Source organism: Pseudomonas canadensis (assembly GCF_000503215.1).
Classification (GTDB): Bacteria; Pseudomonadota; Gammaproteobacteria; order Pseudomonadales; family Pseudomonadaceae; genus Aquipseudomonas; species Aquipseudomonas canadensis.
This window is the reverse complement of the sequence record NZ_AYTD01000015.1, coordinates 45604-63828: the sequence shown is the minus strand read 5'-3', so window position 1 is coordinate 63828 and position 18225 is coordinate 45604. Positions and strand designations below refer to the sequence as shown.

Below are 18225 nucleotides of genomic sequence, written 5' to 3'. Positions count from 1 at the left end.
CAGGTTGTATGAAATCTAAATGTGGGAGGGGGCCCTCCCACATAGGCCGCGCTTTAGTGAGTACGCGCGACCGCGAACTCACTCAGCTCGACCAGGGCGTCGCGGTATTCGCTGGCGGGCAGGGCTTGCAGGCACTGGATGGCACGGGCCACGTAGTCACGCGCCAGTTGTGCGGTGTACTCCAGCGAACCCGAGGCTTCCACGGCGGCACGGATGGCCTCAAGGTCTTCGATCCCGCCTTTCTGGATCGCCTTGCGCACCAGGGCGGCCTGTTCCGGCGTGCCTTCGCGCATGGTGTAGATCAGCGGCAGGGTCGGCTTGCCTTCGGCCAGGTCATCACCGACGTTCTTGCCCAGGGTTTCAGCGTCGCCCTTGTAGTCGAGCAGGTCGTCGACCAGTTGGAACGCCACGCCCAGGTGGTCTCCAAAGGTGCGCAGGGCTTCGGCCTGTTCGGCCGTTGCGCCGCACAGCGCGGCGGCGCTGTGGGTGGAGGCTTCGAAGAGCATCGCGGTTTTGCCGCGAATCACTTCCATGTAGGTTTCTTCGGTGGTGCTGGCGTCACGGACCTTCGACAGTTGCAGCACTTCGCCTTCGGCGATGATGCGGGTGGCCTGTGAAAGAATCTTCATCACCGGCATCGAGCCGAGTTCAACCATCATTTCGAACGAGCGCGAGTACAGGAAGTCGCCCACCAGCACACTAGGGGCGTTGCCCCACATGGCATTGGCGGTCTCGCGGCCACGGCGCATGCCGGACATGTCGACGACGTCGTCATGCAGCAGGGTGGCGGTGTGCAGGAATTCGATAGTGGCGGCCAGCAGGCGCAGGTCATCGCCTTCGCGACCCAGGGCCTTGCCGCACAGCAGCACTAATAAAGGACGCAGGCGCTTACCGCCCGCCGACGTAATATAGTCACCAATTTTGGAGACCAGCGGCACTTTAGACGTCAGCTGCTGCTTGATGATGCCGTCGACGGCGCTAAAATCGTCCGCGACCGCGCGGTAGAAAGCTTGGGGTTGCATCAGCGACAGTCGCTCCAGAAGGGTTGCGCGGCATGCTAGGACCCACGCCCCGTAGTGTCAAGGCGCGATAGACGGCCACTTGCAAGGCATCAAAGCCTTGCGTACAATCGCGCACCCTGAACTTCCTGGGCAGCACCTGCCTTACGCAATTGCATTCGGGACGTCCATCCCATGCAGCCATGCCAGCCAATACCTCTTCTTATAAAGCGCTGGGTGAGCAGGATTATCGGAGAAATACCATGTCGTACGCAGTAATTGTTACTGGTGGCAAGCAATACAAAGTCGCCCCAGGTGAATACCTGAAGATCGAAAAACTGGAAGTCGCTACCGGCGAATCCGTTACTTTTGATCGCGTTCTGTTGGTCGCCAATGGCGATGACGTGAACATCGGCGCTCCAGTTGTTGCTGGCGCTACCGTTGTGGCTGAAGTGATCTCCCAAGGTCGTCACGATAAAGTCCGCATCATCAAGTTCCGTCGTCGTAAGCACCACATGAAGCGTATGGGCCACCGCCAGTGGTACACCGAGATCAAAATCACCGGTATTCAGGCTTAATTTCAGCCTAATTCCTCACTAGGAGAATTGACTCATGGCACACAAAAAAGCTGGTGGTAGTACCCGTAACGGTCGCGACTCAGAAGCCAAACGCCTTGGCGTGAAGATGTATGGCGGCCAGAAAATCATTCCGGGCAACATCATCGTGCGTCAGCGCGGCACCCAATTCCACGCCGGTTACGGTGTTGGCATGGGTAAAGATCACACCCTCTTCGCGAAAATCGAAGGCGTGATCAAGTTTGAAGTAAAAGGCGCGTTCAACCGCCGTTACGTGAGCGTTGTCGCAGCTTAATTGCGAGATCGCTGGAAAAGCCCTGTCTTGCGACGGGGCTTTTTCGTTTGTGGGGTGAGTCTCTTGCAAAGCTGTTTGTAATGGGCTCAGGCGCTGGTTTGCGGTCGCTGATTGAGGTCGCTGCGCTCATTTTTGCAAGAGTCTTATGTCTTGGTTTCTTAAGCTCGTCCATGCGACGAGAGGCGTTTTGTTATGAAGTTCGTTGATGAAGTTTCCATCCGAGTAAAAGCAGGCGACGGCGGTAACGGTTGCATGAGTTTCCGTCGCGAAAAGTTCATCGAAAACGGTGGCCCCAACGGCGGTGACGGCGGTGACGGCGGTTCCATCTACATGATGGCCGACGAAAACCTCAACACCCTGGTCGACTACCGTTACACCCGGCACTTCGATGCCGAGCGTGGCTCCAACGGCGGCAGCACCGACTGCACCGGTAAAAAAGGCGAAGACCTGGTACTGCGCGTACCGGTCGGTACCACGATTATCGATTCTGCGACCCAGGAAGTGATCGGCGACCTGACCAAGGCTGGCCAGAAGCTGATGGTTGTACAGGGCGGCTGGCACGGTCTGGGTAACACCCGATTCAAGTCCAGTACCAACCGTGCGCCACGCCAGACCACGCCAGGCAAGCCGGGCGAGCAGCGTGACCTCAAGCTGGAGATGAAAGTACTCGCTGACGTGGGCCTGCTGGGCCTGCCGAACGCTGGTAAAAGTACCTTCATTCGCTCGGTTTCGGCCGCCAAGCCGAAAGTCGCCGACTACCCGTTCACCACCCTGGTGCCAAACCTCGGTGTGGTCAGCGTCGACCGTTGGAAAAGCTTTGTGATCGCCGACATTCCCGGCTTGATCGAAGGCGCCTCCGATGGCGCCGGCCTGGGGATTCGCTTCCTCAAACACTTGTCGCGTACCCGTTTGCTGTTGCACCTCGTCGACATGGCGCCGCTGGATGACACCAGCGCACCGGACGCCGCCGAAGTGATCGTCAGCGAGCTGACCAAGTTCAGCCCGGCCCTGGCTGAGCGTGATCGCTGGTTGGTGCTAAACAAGTGCGACCAGATACTGGAAGAAGAGCACGAAGAGCGCGTCAAGGAAATCGTTGACCGCCTGGAGTGGGAAGGTCCGGTCTACGTGATCTCGGCCATCGCCAAAGAAGGCACCGAGCGCCTGACCCGTGACATCATGCGCTACCTCGAAGACCGCGCCGACCGCCTGGCGGCCGATCCGGTGTTCAAGGCCGAACTGGCTGAGCTCGATCAACAGATCGAAGACGAAGCCCGCGCCCAGTTGCAAGCGCTGGACGACCAGCGTGCCCTGCGCCGCAGCGGCGTGAAGTCGGTCCATGACATCGGTGACGACGATTGGGACGAAGAAGACGTGGATGATGAAGACGGTCCTGAAATCATTTACGTGCGCGACTGAGTCGTTGCGATAAACTTGAACGCCGCTCCTGTTAGAGCGGCGTTTTAGTATCCGGGTTTAACGTTATGGGCCGCGCTGGGTCGCGCAGCCCTCAATCTAAGGTTGAAGATGATGCGGAGCAAAGTGACAGGTGCGCAGCGCTGGGTAGTAAAGATCGGCAGTGCGTTGCTGACGGCGGATGGCAAGGGGCTCGATCGTGCAGCCATGAGCGTCTGGGTCGAGCAGATGGTGGCCCTGCATGAGGCCGGTGTGGAGTTGGTGCTGGTGTCGTCCGGAGCGGTTGCCGCCGGGATGAGCCGCCTCGGCTGGACTGCGCGACCCAGCGCGATGCACGAACTGCAAGCCGCCGCCGCCATCGGTCAGATGGGCCTGGTGCAAGCCTGGGAATCCAGCTTTGCCGAGCACGGCCGGCACACGGCGCAGATCCTGCTGACCCACGACGACCTGTCCGACCGCAAGCGTTACCTCAACGCCCGCAGCACCCTGCGCGCGCTGGTGGAACTCAAGGTTATCCCGGTGATCAACGAAAACGACACCGTGGTCACTGACGAAATCCGCTTTGGCGACAACGACACCTTGGCCGCCCTGGTGGCCAACCTGGTGGAAGCTGACCTGCTGGTGATCCTCACCGACCGAGACGGCATGTTCGACGCCGACCCGCGCAACAACCCCGAAGCCCAGCTTATTTATGAGGCTCGCGCCGATGACCCGGCGTTGGACGCCGTGGCCGGCAGTGTTGGCGGCGCCCTGGGCCGCGGCGGCATGCAGACCAAGCTGCGTGCGGCGCGCCTGGCGGCGCGTTCCGGCGCCCACACCATCATCATCGGCGGGCGCATCGAGCGCGTGCTGGACCGGCTCAAGGCGGGCGAGCGCATCGGTACGCTGTTGTCGCCGGAACGCGGCATGCTGGCGGCGCGCAAACAATGGCTGGCCGGTCATCTGCAAACCCGTGGCACCCTGGTGTTGGACGATGGCGCCGTATCGGCGTTGTCCCAAGGCAACAAGAGCCTGCTGCCGGTCGGCGTCAAGCTGGTGCAGGGCAGCTTCCGCCGGGGCGAGATGGTGGTGTGCGTGGCGCCGGACGGTCGTGAGATTGCCCGTGGCCTGGCCAACTACAGCGCCCTTGAAGCCCAGAAAATCATTGGACAATCCTCCGATGCGATTGTCGGACTACTAGGTTACATGGCCGAACCAGAGCTGGTTCACCGCGATAACCTGATCCTGGTCTAACCAAAGGAATACACAATGCGTGTCATGAAGGGATTGCTCGGCCTGCTGCTGGCCATGCCGTTGCTGGCCTCGGCCGAGGAAATCGGTCAGGTGTCGACAGTGTTCAAGTTTGTCGGCCCCAACGACCGGATCGTGGTTGAAGCCTTCGATGACCCCAAGGTCGACGGCGTGACCTGCTACCTGTCGCGTGCCAAGACCGGCGGCGTGAAAGGCGGCCTGGGCCTGGCCGAAGACCGCGCCGAAGCCTCGATCGCCTGCCGTCAGGTGGGCCCGATCCGCTTCAAGGGCGAGCTCAAGGACGGCGACGAAGTGTTCAAGGAGCGCACCTCGCTGGTGTTCAAGACCATGCAGGTGGTGCGCTTCCTCGACAAGAAGCGCAACACCCTGGTTTACCTGGTGTACAGCGACCGCCTGATCGAAGGCAGCCCGCAAAACGCCGTGACCGCCATTCCGATTTTGCCCTGGCCGACCGCTCAGTAACTCGCGGGCGGGTTTTGCAATCGGCGTCTATGATTGCTGGCTTGCGGGTTGTAATCTCGACGTGCCGCAATGCGAAGAACATGGGATATCTGGAGTTCGTCATGAGTGCTTTCCACGACCTGAAACTCAAAGCTTTGGACGGACAAGAGCTACCGCTGGCGCCCTTCAAGGGGCAAGTGGTGCTGGTGGTCAACGTGGCCTCCAAATGTGGTTTGACCCCGCAATACGCCGCGCTGGAGAAGCTCTACCAGCAGTACAAGGACCAGGGGTTTACCGTACTTGGCCTGCCGTGCAATCAGTTTGCCGGTCAGGAACCGGGCACCGAGGAAGAAATCCAGGCGTTCTGTAGCCTGAATTACGGGGTGACCTTCCCGTTGGGCAGCAAGCTTGAGGTCAATGGGCCTGATCGTCATCAGCTGTACCGCTTGCTGGCGGGCGAGGGGGCCGAGTTTCCTGGGGACATCACCTGGAATTTCGAGAAGTTCCTGCTGGGCAAGGATGGGCGGGTGCTCGCACGCTTTTCCCCGCGTACTGCGCCGGATGATCCGACGATCGTCCAGGCCATCGAAAAAGCCCTGGCCTGAAGACGTCCAGGAGGCTTTTGTGGTGAGCGGGCTTGTCCCGCGCTGGGTGGCGAAGCCGCCCTAAAATCAGACGCCGCATTTCTAGACAGAACGCGGCGTTTTTACTGGGGCGGCTTCGCCACCCAGCGCGGGGCGAGCCCGCTCACTACAGGTTAGCGGCAACCGGTTGTGCCACTTTTACCCCTTAATCACCCAGATCAATAGTGCTACCCAGCACCTTGCGCTCCCCATATTATCCACATCATAAACCCCGTCTTCCGTGGAGTGCTCCCATGCCCGTCCAAGCTTTGTTCAAACCCTTTCAGCTCGGTGCATTGCAACTGTCGACCCGGGTCGTCATGGCACCGATGACCCGCTCGTTCTCGCCGGGTGGCGTTCCCAACGCCAAAGTCATCGAGTACTACCGTCGCCGCGCCGCTGCCGGCGTAGGCCTGATCATCACCGAAGGCACCGTGGTCGGTCATCAAGCCTCGAATGGCTACCCCAATGTGCCGCACTTCTACGGTGAAGCCGCGCTGGCTGGCTGGAAAAAAGTCGTCGACGCGGTACACGCCGAAGGCGGCAAGATCGTCCCGCAGTTGTGGCACGTGGGCAGCGTGCGCCGCATCGGCACCGAGCCGGATGCCAGCGTGCCGGCCTATGGCCCGATGGAAAAACTCAAGGATGGCAACGTGGTCGTGCACGGCATGACGCATCAAGACATCAAGGAGGTGATCAACGCCTTCGCCCAAGCCGCCAAGGATGCCCAGAGCATCGGCATGGACGGCGTTGAGATCCACGGCGCCCATGGCTATCTGGTCGACCAGTTCTTCTGGGAAGGTAGCAACCAGCGTACCGACGAGTACGGTGGCAGCCTGGCCAACCGGTCGCGTTTCGCCATTGAGCTGATTCAGGCCACCCGCGCTGCCGTGGGTCCGGACTTCCCGATCATCTTCCGGTTCTCCCAGTGGAAGCAGCAGGATTACACCGCGCGCCTGGTGCAAACCCCCGAGGCGCTGGGCGAGTTTCTCAAGCCATTGTCTGAAGCGGGTGTGGATATTTTCCACTGCTCCACCCGTCGTTTCTGGGAGCCAGAGTTCGAAGGTTCCGACCTCAACCTGGCCGGCTGGACCCGGCAGCTCACCGGCAAGCCGACCATTACTGTAGGCAGCGTCGGCCTGGATGGCGAGTTCCTGCAGTTCATGGTCAACACCGACAAGGTCGCGCAACCGGCGAGCCTGGAGAAGTTGCTGGAGCGCCTGAACAACGACGAGTTCGACTTGGTAGCCGTGGGCCGTGCCCTGCTGGTGGACCCGGACTGGGCCGTGAAGGTGCGCGAAGGCCGCGAGAGCGACATCCTGCCATTCAGTCGTGAGGCGTTGACGACCCTGGTGTAAGTGGCAACAGGGCGGGCACCGGGTGCCCGTCCTTGCATACCCCGCGCAGCTGGCGCTCGAACTGCTCGATAATCGCCGGCCAACCCTGGCGACTCGCATGCTGGCGCGCGTTCAGGCGCATACGACGCAGGCTTTCAGCGTCTTCCAGCAGCCAGTTGGCCGCCTCGCAAAACGCATTCTCATCCCCAGGCATCGCTAGCACACCGTTGTAGCCATGGCGAATATGCTGGGTCGCAGCGGCTTGGTCGTAGGCCACCACGCCCAACCCCGACGCCATTGCTTCCAGCACCACGTTGCCGAAGGTTTCAGTCAGGCTGGGAAACAGGAACACATCGCCTGACGCGTAATGCCGTGCCAGTTCTTCTCCACGCAAGGTGCCGCAGAAAATCGCCTCTGGCAGTTCCTTTTCCATCGTCGCGCGTTGCGGGCCATCGCCGACGATGATCAGCTTCATCTGACGCAGGGGATAGGTGTCTTGCAAGGCCTCGAAGCAGCGCTTTAGCAAGCCCAGGTTTTTTTCCTGGGCCAGTCGGCCCACATAGAGCACGGCGGTTTGCTCACTGTTCAGTGCCCAACTTTCCCGCAGCGCGCTATCGCGTTTGGCGGGATGGAACAGTTGGCTGTCCACTCCGCGCGCCAACATCCCCAGACGCTCGAAATGCTTGCGTTCCAGCTCCAGGCGCTGGCTGGCGCTGGGTACCAGGGTCAGCGTCGAACGATTGTGGAACCAGCGCAGATAGTGAGTGACCATCCGGCTCAACAGGCTCATGCCATATTGGTTCGAGTACTGCTGGAAGTTGGTGTGAAAGCCGCTGACCACGCTGATCCCCAGGCGACGCGCGGCGCGCAGGGCGGACAGGCCCAAAGGCCCTTCCGTGGCGATGTACAGCACGTCCGGGCGCTGACGGGTCCAGCGCCGCAGCAACTTGTGCATCGACGACTGCCCCCATTGCAGCCCCGGATAACCCGGCAGCGGCCAGCCACGGCACAGCAGCAAGGCGTCGTCGCTGGGGCGGCTCTGGTCGACACCTTGGCGCGGGCGCACCAGCTCGACTTGATGGCCGCGGGCCCGTAACCCCTCGCACAGGCGACCAAGGGTATTGGCCACCCCGTTGATCTCAGGCGGGAAGGTTTCGGTAATGAGGGTGATGTGAAGCGAAGCTGTCGTCATGACCCACAGTGTCACCGCGGGCCATGTCGTCATTGTGTCATCGAGATGATGGATTTATGACTGGGTTATCTTTTGCTGCTGCGCCATCGCTTCGGCACCTTGCTCACGCACCCAGAACAACGTCGCCCCAGCCACCGCTGCCGGCATCATCAGCAGGTTGACCACCGGTACCAGCAGCACCAGGTAAACAATCCCGCCGAAGCTCATGCTCTGCCAGCGTTTCTGGCGCAGCCAGGCGAGCATCTCGTTCCAGCCAAGCTTGTGGTTGTCCGCTGGGTAGTCGATGTATTGGATCGCCATCATCCACACGCCGAACAGCAGCCACAGCGGGGCGGCGATCAGGTTGACCACTGGTATGAACGACAGGATAAACAGGCCAATGGCCCGTGGCAGGAAGTAACCCAGCTTGCGCATTTCCCGGGCCAGGGTGCGCGGGACCATGGCGATCAATTCGCCCCAGCTGAAGGCCGGGAAGTCATCGGTGCCGCGTACCACCACTTCCACTTTCTCCGAGAGAAAACCGTTGAAGGGCGCGGCGATGATGTTGGCCAGCATGGTGAAGGTGAAAAACACCATCAGTACCACCAGTACGACAAACAGGGGCCAGAGCAGGTAGTTCAGAAAGCTCAGCCAGCTCGGGAGCGTCGGCATCAAATGATCGACCCACAAACTGAACTGATGGCCGGCGAAATAGATCAAGCCGACGAACAGCACCAGGTTGATCGCCAGCGGCAGCAGCACAAACAGACGCAGGCCGGGGCTCAACACCAGTTTGAGGCCTTCACGCAGGTATTGCGGGCCGGAAAGAGCGGGGGCGGGCATGGAGAACTCCGAACAAAGTGACGAACGCGCCGACCTTACCGGCTTTGTTCAACAGGCGAAAGCGGCGACATCATCAGTAACAAACGTGTCGATCAACCCAGCCAACTGCATAGAGACCACCTATGAGCTGGATTGTTATTCCGTATTTCCTTAATCTTGCCCCCCTCGATACGCTGCACCCATTATTTTTCAGGGTCTGCGAGTTGAAGCCTTCCCCAAGTGCTTCGTGGTCCCTTTTTTATTCCAGCCGCCTTGTAGTCCGGGCGGTCGATAGGAGTGAGTCATGTCTGATACCCGTCATTCGCGAGTGATTATCCTGGGTTCCGGCCCTGCCGGTTACAGCGCTGCGGTCTACGCTGCCCGGGCCAACCTGAAGCCGCTGCTGATCACTGGCATGCAGGCGGGTGGTCAGCTGACCACCACCACCGAGGTCGACAACTGGCCGGGCGACGTCCACGGCCTGACCGGCCCGGTTCTGATGGAACGCATGAAGGAACACGCCGAACGTTTCGAAACCGAGATCGTGTTTGACCACATCAACCAGGTCGACTTCTCCAAAAAGCCTTACAGCCTGACCGGCGACAGCGGCGTTTACACCTGTGACGCGCTGATCATCGCCACCGGCGCCAGCGCCCGCTACCTCGGCCTGCCGTCGGAAGAGGCGTTCATGGGCAAAGGCGTTTCGGCCTGCGCGACCTGCGATGGTTTCTTCTACCGCAACAAGCCAGTCGCCGTAGTCGGTGGCGGCAACACGGCCGTGGAAGAAGCGCTGTACCTGGCCAACATCGCCAGCACCGTGACCCTGGTTCACCGCCGCGAGACCTTCCGCGCCGAGAAGATCCTGATCGACAAGCTGCATGCCCGTGTCGCTGAAGGCAAGATCATCCTCAAGCTCAACGCCACCCTGGACGAAGTCCTGGGCGACAACATGGGCGTGACCGGTGCCCGCCTGAAGAACAACGACGGCAGCTTCGACGAACTGAAAGTCGACGGCGTGTTCATCGCCATCGGCCACACGCCGAACACTTCGCTGTTCGAAGGCGTGCTGGAAGCCAAAGACGGTTACCTGGTGGTGCAGGGCGGTCGTGAAGGTAACGCGACGGCCACCAACATCGAAGGTATCTTCGCTGCCGGTGACGTGGCCGACCACGTCTACCGCCAGGCCATCACCTCGGCTGGCGCCGGCTGCATGGCGGCACTGGATGCCGAGCGTTATCTCGACGGCCTGCAGAACGCTTCGTTCTGAACCCGTTGAACTAAAAAAACCGGCTGAAAGGCCGGTTTTTTTATGTCCGCTGTTATCCGCTGTAGGAGCCGGCTTGCCGGCGATAGCGGTGTGTCAGTTACCACCGCTATCGCGGGCAAGCCCGGCTCCCACACTGACCAGGTTTTCAAATTGATTTAGCGGCGTGTCAGAGGTTGCTGGTCAAATTTCACACCGGCCAACCCATGGGCGATCAGCGCACGGATGTTGCCGTGATCACTGCCCTCAGGCGTCGCCACTACCGAGCGGTAATGCTCACCAAACGCCAGCAGTGCTTCCTGGTCGCTCAGACCTTCCAGCAACGCCAAGCCCAAGGTCTTGCACGACCCTTCGTTCTGCCCCGCGGCATTTTCCACGTCGCCATTGGTAAAGGCTTGCGGCTGGTAGTCATAACCGGCAGCCACAAACGCCAAGGTATCGGCAAAAACATGTTTGCCACTGTTGAGGCTGGCGCGCAGGGTGTTCAAATCAGTCATGGGTTTTTCCTTTGGCGAACGCAGCCTGTTGGTCGGCGCTGGCTTCTTTCTGGTATTGGGCTTTCCACTCGGCGTACGGCATGCCGTACACCACTTCACGGGCGTCATCGAGGCTCAGCTCGATCTGGCGCTCGTCGGCCTCGGCCTTGTACCACTTGGACAAGCAGTTGCGGCAGAAGCCCGAGAGGTTCATCAGGTCGATGTTCTGCACATCCTTGCGGCTGTCCAGATGCGCCACCAGGCGGCGGAAGGCGGCGGCTTCAAGTTCGAGGCGTTGTTGGTCGTTCATAGGGCTCACTGACAATTCAGGGGTTAGCGGCTGGCCGCCAGGGTAATCGAAACCGATTCGGCAAAGCGCAGTGCATGGGGCTTGTCCACTTCGACCTCGGCGTACAGCACCGACTCATTGCTCATCACCAGGTCCAGCAGTTCCTGGGTCAGGCGCTCCAGCAGGGCAAAGCGGTTGCCCTCGACGTGGGCGATGATCGCCTTGGTGATGGTGCGGTAGTTCAGCGCATGATCAATGTCATTGTCGCGTACAGCTTCCTGGGCGGCATACAGGATGGTCAGGTTGATCAGCACATCCTGCTTGTTGAGGATCTCGTCCTCGTTGATGCCGATGTACGTGCGCAGGCACAGGTCCTTGACCCGGATGCGCGCCATGCCTGGTTGAAGTTGTGGCATTGCTACTTGCTCCGTCCGATCAGTTGCAGGAACTCCATGCGCGTGGTGTTCGACTCGCGGAACGCGCCGAGCATCACCGAGGTGTTCATGGTTGAATTCTGTTTTTCCACACCGCGCATCATCATGCACATGTGCTTGGCTTCGATCACCACGGCCACGCCGGCGGCCTGGGTCACGTCCTGGATCGCGTCGGCGATCTGCCGCGTGAGGTTTTCCTGGATCTGCAGGCGCCGGGCGAACATATCGACGATGCGCGCCAGCTTCGACAGGCCCAGCACCTTGCCGGTGGGGATATAGGCCACATGGGCCTTGCCGATGAAGGGCAGCAGGTGGTGCTCGCACAGCGAGTACAACTCGATGTCCTTGAGGATCACCATCTCGTCATTGTCGGAGGTGAACAGCGCACCGTTGACTATCTCTTCCAGGTTTTGCTCGTAGCCGTGACACAGGTACCGCATGGCCTTGGCGGCGCGCTTGGGAGTGTCGAGCAAGCCTTCGCGTTCCGGGTCTTCGCCCAGGCCTTTGAGGATCTCGCGGTAATGGTGGGGCAGGGTCATACAACATCCTCACAAACGGCTACTTGATATGCCGCCCGCCGTTGACGGTCAGGGTGGTACCGGTGACATAAGGGTTATCCAGCAGGTAACGCACGCTCTGATAGATCACCTCGGGCCCGGGCTCGATGCCCAGTGCCGACTTGGCCAGCACCTTGGCGCGGTAGGCTGCGTCGTCGCCTTCGTTGAACATCACCATTGCCGGGGCGATGCCGTTGACCTTGATCGACGGCGCGAACTGCGCGGCAAGTGACAGCGTGAGGCTGTCGAGGCCGGCCTTGGTGGCGCAATAGGCAATGTGCTGGCGGCTGCCCTTGCGCACCACGTCATCGCTGATGTGCACGATGTCTGCGGGAGAAGAGCGTTGCAGCAAAGGTGAACAATGCAGGTTGATCAGATACGGCGCAAGCATGTGCACGCTGAACATGTCGGTAAAGGCGCGACTTTCTTCGTCGGGCGTTTCGGCGATCCAGGCCGAGGCGTTGTGGATGATCGCGCGCAGGCGTTGGGTATGGGTGTTCAGTTCAGCGATAAACGCCAGGATGCCGGCCTCGCTGGAGAAATCGGCAAACACCCCAATCGCTCCGCGTTCGCGTAGGGCCTGTACGCCGGGCCGCTCGCTGCGGTAGCTGAAAATCACCGGATAGCCGTCGTCCAGCAGGCGCTGGGCGCAATGCAGACCGACACGCTGGCCGGCGCCGGTGATCAGGATCGGGGCGTTCGTTGCAGTCATGGGAGGCTCGAGTCGCTGGCAGATTGAAACTATACCAGCGACCGGGCGCCCCTGTACTCAAGCAGCGGCTTCGCTGGCCTTGCGCGGGGTCGGAACAGGATGCAGCCAATTGGCCAACAGATGGGTCGACAGCGGGATGAACCAGTACACCATCAGCGGCGTAAGGGCCATTGTGCTGACCAGAACTCGCGGCGCCAGGTCGAGCTCGCTGAGCAGCGGTCCGAGGACAAAGTTGAACAGCAGTGACACTGGGAAAAATGCCAACCAGATCGCCACCGCCTGCTTCCAGCGTGGTGGGCGGGCGCCGACTGCGCCGAACCAGCCATCGATACCGCGTACGCGGTGCTCGGACGGGTCGGCAAACAGCTCGCTGCCACGGCTCAACCAGGCACTGCGGGACGCCGAAAACTCCCAGGCATGCAGGGTCTTTTCATCGGCAAAGCGGAAAATGATCTGGAATTCATCATCGTTGGGCGGCGGTGCAAGGACACCTGAGCCCAGGTAGCCGGGAAAGTCTGTGGCCAATTGCTCGCCTTCGCGCAGCCAGGCCATCAGTTCTTCGTAGCGACCTTTGGCCACGCGGCGCGCAACCATCAGGGTGACGGGAGAGGTAGACATTGTGTATCTCCAAATAAGCGAGTGCGCTGGGCCGGGTAGGCGGCACACGAACGAGGCTGCGGGGTGTTGCAGCGACGTAGAAAAAACAGGCAAGGATTATTCCTGTTTTAGCGAAATACGCCAGATACTTTGGTCGGCTCGTCGTGCTCCTTGAATCAACCCGTCTAATAAGCGTTAAATAGTATCCAAACTGACACGGACGTTTTTGACCTCTGATGCCCGAAACTATTGATCTTCAGCGCGAAACGACTTCCGACAACGGCACCGTTTCCGATGATCTTTTCCCTATCCGCGAAGTCGCCCGGCTGACCGGCGTCAACCCGGTGACCTTGCGTGCCTGGGAACGGCGCTACGGCCTGATCCAACCCACTCGCACCGAAAGCGGGCATCGGTTGTACTCGCGCCTCGATATCGACACCGTGCACCGGATTCTCGATTGGATCGAACGCGGCGTGGCGGTGAGCAAAGTCGGCAGGATCCTGGCGCGCGACGCGTTGCTCAGCAAACCTGATGCCGCCCTCGGCGCGCAGGCGGAGTGGGAGCAATGGCACGGGCAATTGCGCCATGCAATCAGCGCGTTCGATGACCGCCAATTGGACCGTTTGTACGGCCAGATCTTTTCCGCCTATCCCCTCGCCGTGGTGTTCCAGGACATTTTCATGCCGCTCTGGCAGGCATTGTTGCGTCACCAAGGCCGCTTCGGCCAAGCCAGTGAGTGGGTGTTCTTCGATAATTTCCTGCGCTCGCGTACCGCACAACGTCTGCAGATGGCCGCCGCTGCGCCGCTGCCTCGCGTATTGCTGGCGGCTGTTGCAGGGGAGTGCCGCGAGTTGGAGTTGCTGGTCGCGGGCCTGCTGATGTCCGGGGAAAAACAAGCGGTCAAGATCTTGGGTGTGGGGCAGCCATTCGATGAGTTGACGCTGATCTGTGAAAAGACCCAACCCAGTGCCTTGGTGCTGTTTTCCAATCGCGCCCCCAGCAGCGAGTTGCCGCTACGGCTCAAGCGTCTGGCGCTGACCCTGCATTGCCCGCTGTTGCTGGCCGGTGATGCAGCGGACTTGGCGCAGGAAAGCCTCGCCGGGTCATCAATCGGCTGTCTGGGGAATGAAGGCCGGTTGATGCAGCGCCGCTTGCAGCAGTTTCTGGGCGGTGGCCTGGATACCTGATCTCAAGCATGGACTTCAGGATGGACCAGACGGTGCTGGTGCAGGATGAATTGGCGCAGGCGCTCGGTTTCGTCGATGTCGCCCTGGCTCAGCCGATAGGCGAACAGCCCACGTGCGGTTTCTCGTTCGAAGGTTCCGCGCAGCGCGATGCGTTCGTAACCTGAAGGACTGAACCACAGGGAAAAGGTTTTCGGCGGCTTGACCCGACCGCGAATCTCCACCAGCACACCCTTGAACGACACCTCATGCACCCACAACGCACCTGCGTTGCCCCTGATGTTTTCCAGCGCCACCGGTGTTTCAAGCGCCAGGCGCCACGGCCGAATCATCGGGCCGTCTTCGAAAATACTCGGTACGCCCAGACGCAGGTGAATCGCATGGAACTCATCTTCCACCAGGTGCAGCGGAAAAGTGAGTTGCTGGTTGTCGAATTGCGCCTGGATGGTGACGTGGTCATGAGCGGCCAGTCGTGTGAGCAAATCGCGAATTTGCGCGCCCCCGTTGACCGTTAAGCTCGACGACGCATCCCGCAGGTTCAGTTGCGGGTTGTGTTGCATATTCTGAATGAAGTCCAGCTCATCCTGGGTCAGAAGCGCGTCACGCTGCATCACTCATGCTCATTAGGGGGTATTAAAATGCCATTATCCCCCCTAATGACCGCATTTTCTAAATTTTGTTAGATCCGCTCGTCGCTTTGAACATCGCCAGTTCAGCCTTGACCTGCGCCAGTTCGCTCTCCAGTTGGGCGACGCGGTGCTGGGCTTTGACTTGCAGGGTAACGTCCTTTTGCACACCGACGAAATACGTCTGCTTGTCCGCCTCGTTGTACACCGACGACAGCGACAGCTCGTTCCAGAAATGGGTGCCGTCCTTGCGGTAATTGCGCAGGATTTCCCGGCAGGCCCCGCCACTCTCCAGTGCCTCCCGAATGGCCATCAGGGCCGGCTGGTCGCGGTCGCCCGATTGCAGGAATCGACAATCCTGATAGAGGATTTCATCCAGGGTGTAGCCGGTCAGGCGTTCGAATGCCGGGTTGACATAGATCAGCGGCTTGTCCTTGCCTTCGCGCTCGGCGACGACGATGCCGTCGTTGGAAGCGTTGACGACCAGTTGCATCAGCTTGGCGTTAATCATTGAGCGGTCCATGGCTTGTTTTTGAGCCTGAAGTTTATGGCAATTGGCGAATGTTGCACGGGCTGCGCCGAAATATTTGCCTCAGCTGTTAATATCCCACGCTTTCGCTCAACTACAGGATCAGATTGATGAAAGTCGCCATCCTTTCCGGCTCGGTCTACGGCACTGCAGAAGAAGTCGCCCGCCACGCCGCCGACATCCTCAAGGCCGCCGGCTTCGAGGCCTGGCACAATCCACGCGCCACGCTGGCGGATGTGCAAGCCTTCGGCCCCGAGGCGTTCCTTGCGGTGACATCCACCACCGGCATGGGCGAGTTGCCCGACAACCTGCAACCCCTGTATTCGGCCATTCGCGACCAACTGCCTGCCGCCTGGCGCGGTCTGCCCGGCGCGGTGATCGGCCTGGGTGACGCCAGCTACGGTGATACCTTCTGTGGTGGCGGCGAACAAATGCGCGAGCTGTTTGGTGAACTCGGCGTGCGCGAAGTGCTGCCAATGCTGCGCCTGGACGCCAGCGAAAGCGTCACCCCCGAAGCCGACGCCGAACCGTGGTTGGCCGACCTGGTCACTGCACTGCGCGGCTGACCGGAAATTCCCGCAGCAACGCCAGCCAGGCCTGGGCGGCCTTCGACAGATAGGCGCCCGCACGCCAGGTAAACGCAATGTCCCAGCGCAGGTCGTCGGGTGCCTTGAGCGTCAGGCGCACCACGCCCGGTCGCACCAGTCCACGGGCAACCACGCTGGGCAACAGCACCACGCCCTGTCCGGCCGCGACCAGGGCAGCGAGGAAGTCGGCCTGGCCGCTGCGCCCGATTTCCCGGGGAGTGAAACCTACCTGCTGGCAGGCCTGGATCAACCGATCATTGAGCACAAAGCTGCGCTGGTACATCAGGAACGGCGTGTCCGCCAGTTCCTCCAGGCGCACCTGAGCGTTGTGTGCCAGCGGGTGATCCATCGGCAGCAGGGCGTCGAGCGGTTCATCGCAGAAGGCTTGTCGGGCGAAGGCCGGATCACTGGAGTTCAGGCAGCCCCCCACATCCAGTTCACCATTGAGAATCGCCTGTTCGATCGTGCGACTGCCGCCCTCCAGCAACTGGATGGTGACTTTCGGGTAGCGCTTGCGGTACTCGGCAAACAGCCCGGCAAACAGCGTATCGCCCGCCAATAGCGGCAGGCCCAGGCGTAACTCGCCGCGGGTCAGTTGCTGCATATCATCCAGCTCACTGAGCAGTTCTGTTTGCAAGCGCAGCATGGCTTCAGCCCGTTGCAGCACCACTTCGCCGGTGGCGGTCAGGCGGATGTGTGAGCCGGTACGTTCCAACAGCGGTGTGCCCAGGCTCTGCTCCAGTTGTGCCACTTGTTTACTGACGGCGGATTGACTGATGTGCAGCGTTTTTCCCGCTTGAGTGAAGCCACCCCGGTGGATCACTTCTACAAAACTGCGCAGCTGTTTGAATTCCATCTACTGAATTCCTGTTTGGAATGGCTGGCAGTCTAACAATTCGCTGTGGGGATAGGGCGCGCCTCTCTAAGATGAAGGCCTGCGAGGACCCAAAGCCCATGAAACGTTTCATCCGTCTGTTGATTGAACTGGTCGTGTTGTTGGCCATTTACCTGCTCGGTTGCCAGTTGGCCGTCTGGCTGGCGTGGCCGATCCCTGGTGGTGTAGTAGGCCTCGGCTTGCTGCTTGCAACCTTCGCCAGCGGCCTGGTCAAACCGGCGGCCCTGCAATTGGGCGCCGGTGTATTGATGGCTGAAATGTTGTTGTTCTTCATCCCCGCGCTGATGAGCCTGCTGGACTACGGCGGCCTGTTGCGCAATGACGGCTGGCGCATCTTGCTGGTAATTGGCTTCAGCACCTTGGCGGTGATGTTGGTGACCGCGTTCACCGTCGAACTGGTGTGCCGTTGGAGGCTGCGCCATGAAGCTTGAATGGATGCCGGTATTCTGGCTCGCCTTGACCTTGGGTGCGTATATTTTCAGCCGCTGGATCTACCGCCGTACCGGCCGTTACCTGTTGTCGCCGCTGATCCTGGTGCCGGTACTCTTGCTGGCCGTGGCGGTGCCGATGAACACCGCCTACGCCGAGTACTCCGCCGACACCCACTGGCTGATGCTCGTGCTGGGTCCGGTGACGGTGGCGTTCGCGGTGCCGATCTGGCAGCAGCGCACGTTGCTGGCGCGTTACTGGCCGGCCTTGTTGTTGGGTATGATCGCCGGCAGCGTGGCCTCTATCGCCACCTCGTTCGGCCTGGCCAAAGCCCTGGCGTTGGACAGCTCGGTGACGATGTCCCTGGTGCCGCGCTCCATCACCACACCGTTCGCCATGCCCGTGTCGTCCGACCTGGGTGGCGTGCCGGAACTGACGGCCGTGTTCGTGATGTTCACCGGCGTATTCGGCGCCATGCTCGGCGGCGTGCTGCTCAAGTGGCTGCCGCTGCGCACACCCTTGGCGCGCGGCGCGCTGTTTGGCGTGGGTGCCCACGGTGCGGGCGTGAGCCGAGCCCATGAAGTCGGCGGCGAAGAGGGCTCCGTCGCGGGCTTGGTGATGGTGCTGACGGGGTTGCTCAACCTGTTCGCCGCGCCCTTATTGACGGCAATTCTCTGACGTCGCTTGGATGGATCTCAACTATTCTCAACGCTGACTCGT

General features: G+C 60.6%; 24 protein-coding genes. 12 read left to right on the top strand and 12 right to left on the bottom strand.

Annotated features, from left to right (window positions below; all coding sequences use genetic code 11):
• Window positions 1–53: 53 nt before the first annotated feature.
• Window positions 54–1022, bottom strand: coding sequence for a polyprenyl synthetase family protein (locus U367_RS0116970; protein ID WP_028617908.1), 969 nt, complete (start codon window positions 1020–1022; stop codon window positions 54–56).
• Window positions 1023–1261: 239 nt separating this feature from the next.
• Here U367_RS0116970 and rplU point away from each other — a divergent pair, with 239 nt between their 5' ends.
• From rplU to U367_RS0116935, 7 genes are all read left to right on the top strand, one after another.
• Window positions 1262–1576 (top strand): 50S ribosomal protein L21, encoded by a 315-nt coding sequence (rplU, locus tag U367_RS0116965; protein ID WP_007950961.1) that lies wholly within the window; start codon window positions 1262–1264, stop codon window positions 1574–1576.
• Between the two features lie 34 nt (window positions 1577–1610).
• Complete coding sequence (gene rpmA, locus U367_RS0116960; RefSeq protein ID WP_003176049.1) at window positions 1611–1868, top strand: 50S ribosomal protein L27; 258 nt, start codon at window positions 1611–1613, stop codon at window positions 1866–1868.
• Between the two features lie 192 nt (window positions 1869–2060).
• Window positions 2061–3284, top strand: a complete 1224-nt coding sequence (gene cgtA / locus U367_RS0116955; protein WP_016976186.1) for an Obg family GTPase CgtA — start codon at window positions 2061–2063, stop codon at window positions 3282–3284.
• A 111-nt stretch (window positions 3285–3395) separates the two neighbouring features.
• Window positions 3396–4514: a glutamate 5-kinase gene (gene proB, locus U367_RS0116950; protein ID WP_025999729.1), complete on the top strand. Its 1119-nt coding sequence runs from the start codon at window positions 3396–3398 to the stop codon at window positions 4512–4514.
• A gap of 15 nt (window positions 4515–4529) precedes the next feature.
• Window positions 4530–4994, top strand: a complete 465-nt coding sequence (locus tag U367_RS0116945) for a CreA family protein (protein ID WP_015885841.1) — start codon at window positions 4530–4532, stop codon at window positions 4992–4994.
• Between the two features lie 101 nt (window positions 4995–5095).
• On the top strand, window positions 5096–5578 hold the full coding sequence (locus U367_RS0116940; RefSeq protein ID WP_028617907.1) for a glutathione peroxidase: 483 nt from the start codon (window positions 5096–5098) through the stop codon (window positions 5576–5578).
• A gap of 272 nt (window positions 5579–5850) precedes the next feature.
• A complete protein-coding gene (locus tag U367_RS0116935) occupies window positions 5851–6954 on the top strand; it encodes an NADH:flavin oxidoreductase (protein WP_028617906.1) in 1104 nt (367 codons plus the stop codon).
• On the opposite strand, the gene U367_RS0116930 is transcribed toward U367_RS0116935, so the two are convergent.
• Both U367_RS0116930 and cysZ read right to left on the bottom strand, forming a co-directional pair.
• Window positions 6923–8125 (bottom strand): glycosyltransferase family 4 protein, encoded by a 1203-nt coding sequence (locus U367_RS0116930; RefSeq protein WP_028617905.1) that lies wholly within the window; start codon window positions 8123–8125, stop codon window positions 6923–6925. The genes U367_RS0116935 and U367_RS0116930 overlap by 32 nt on opposite strands.
• Before the next feature lie 54 nt (window positions 8126–8179).
• On the bottom strand, window positions 8180–8947 hold the full coding sequence (gene cysZ, locus U367_RS0116925) for a sulfate transporter CysZ (RefSeq protein ID WP_028617904.1): 768 nt from the start codon (window positions 8945–8947) through the stop codon (window positions 8180–8182).
• A 283-nt stretch (window positions 8948–9230) separates the two neighbouring features.
• Between cysZ and trxB the strand changes: the two genes are divergently transcribed.
• The gene (gene trxB / locus U367_RS0116920) at window positions 9231–10193 is read left to right on the top strand and encodes a thioredoxin-disulfide reductase (RefSeq protein ID WP_016976180.1); all 963 of its coding nucleotides are present in this window, start codon (window positions 9231–9233) and stop codon (window positions 10191–10193) included.
• Between the two features lie 155 nt (window positions 10194–10348).
• Here trxB and U367_RS0116915 read toward each other — a convergent pair whose 3' ends face one another.
• Genes U367_RS0116915 through U367_RS0116890 form a run of 6 tightly spaced genes read right to left on the bottom strand, consistent with a single transcriptional unit; the run spans window position 10349 to window position 13276 of the window.
• Entirely contained in the window at window positions 10349–10687 is a 339-nt protein-coding gene (locus tag U367_RS0116915) for a HopJ type III effector protein (RefSeq protein ID WP_028617903.1), read from the bottom strand.
• The gene (locus tag U367_RS0116910; RefSeq protein WP_010206472.1) at window positions 10680–10976 is read right to left on the bottom strand and encodes a DUF1244 domain-containing protein; all 297 of its coding nucleotides are present in this window, start codon (window positions 10974–10976) and stop codon (window positions 10680–10682) included. The genes U367_RS0116915 and U367_RS0116910 overlap by 8 nt, the downstream gene beginning before the upstream one ends.
• Before the next feature lie 23 nt (window positions 10977–10999).
• A complete protein-coding gene (gene folX / locus U367_RS0116905; RefSeq protein ID WP_003176029.1) occupies window positions 11000–11371 on the bottom strand; it encodes a dihydroneopterin triphosphate 2'-epimerase in 372 nt (123 codons plus the stop codon).
• 2 nt (window positions 11372–11373) lie between these two features.
• Entirely contained in the window at window positions 11374–11928 is a 555-nt protein-coding gene (folE, locus tag U367_RS0116900) for a GTP cyclohydrolase I FolE (RefSeq protein WP_028617902.1), read from the bottom strand.
• 19 nt (window positions 11929–11947) lie between these two features.
• A complete protein-coding gene (folM, locus tag U367_RS0116895; RefSeq protein WP_028617901.1) occupies window positions 11948–12658 on the bottom strand; it encodes a dihydromonapterin reductase in 711 nt (236 codons plus the stop codon).
• Window positions 12659–12715: 57 nt separating this feature from the next.
• Window positions 12716–13276, bottom strand: coding sequence for an antibiotic biosynthesis monooxygenase (locus U367_RS0116890; protein WP_028617900.1), 561 nt, complete (start codon window positions 13274–13276; stop codon window positions 12716–12718).
• A 215-nt stretch (window positions 13277–13491) separates the two neighbouring features.
• Here U367_RS0116890 and U367_RS0116885 point away from each other — a divergent pair, with 215 nt between their 5' ends.
• The gene (locus U367_RS0116885) at window positions 13492–14442 is read left to right on the top strand and encodes a MerR family transcriptional regulator (RefSeq protein WP_028617899.1); all 951 of its coding nucleotides are present in this window, start codon (window positions 13492–13494) and stop codon (window positions 14440–14442) included.
• A 2-nt stretch (window positions 14443–14444) separates the two neighbouring features.
• Here the strand turns inward: U367_RS0116885 and U367_RS0116880 are convergent, their stop codons facing one another.
• Together U367_RS0116880 and U367_RS0116875 are read right to left on the bottom strand one after the other, a co-directional pair.
• A complete protein-coding gene (locus U367_RS0116880) occupies window positions 14445–15050 on the bottom strand; it encodes a hypothetical protein (protein ID WP_028617898.1) in 606 nt (201 codons plus the stop codon).
• A 58-nt stretch (window positions 15051–15108) separates the two neighbouring features.
• The gene (locus U367_RS0116875; RefSeq protein WP_028617897.1) at window positions 15109–15576 is read right to left on the bottom strand and encodes a PAS domain-containing protein; all 468 of its coding nucleotides are present in this window, start codon (window positions 15574–15576) and stop codon (window positions 15109–15111) included.
• A 128-nt stretch (window positions 15577–15704) separates the two neighbouring features.
• On the opposite strand from U367_RS0116875, the gene U367_RS0116870 reads away from it, so the two are divergent.
• Window positions 15705–16160 carry a flavodoxin gene (locus U367_RS0116870; protein ID WP_028617896.1) on the top strand — a complete coding sequence of 152 codons (456 nt, stop codon included), beginning with the start codon at window positions 15705–15707 and terminating at the stop codon, window positions 16158–16160.
• Here the strand turns inward: U367_RS0116870 and U367_RS0116865 are convergent.
• On the bottom strand, window positions 16141–17037 hold the full coding sequence (locus tag U367_RS0116865) for a LysR family transcriptional regulator (protein ID WP_028617895.1): 897 nt from the start codon (window positions 17035–17037) through the stop codon (window positions 16141–16143). The two genes, U367_RS0116870 and U367_RS0116865, sit on opposite strands and share 20 nt — an antisense overlap.
• Before the next feature lie 98 nt (window positions 17038–17135).
• Here U367_RS0116865 and U367_RS0116860 point away from each other — a divergent pair, with 98 nt between their 5' ends.
• Together U367_RS0116860 and U367_RS0116855 are read left to right on the top strand one after the other, a co-directional pair.
• Entirely contained in the window at window positions 17136–17507 is a 372-nt protein-coding gene (locus U367_RS0116860) for a CidA/LrgA family protein (protein ID WP_028617894.1), read from the top strand.
• Window positions 17497–18183, top strand: coding sequence for an LrgB family protein (locus U367_RS0116855; protein ID WP_028617893.1), 687 nt, complete (start codon window positions 17497–17499; stop codon window positions 18181–18183). Before U367_RS0116860 ends, U367_RS0116855 begins: the two co-directional genes overlap by 11 nt.
• Window positions 18184–18225 lie beyond the last annotated feature (42 nt).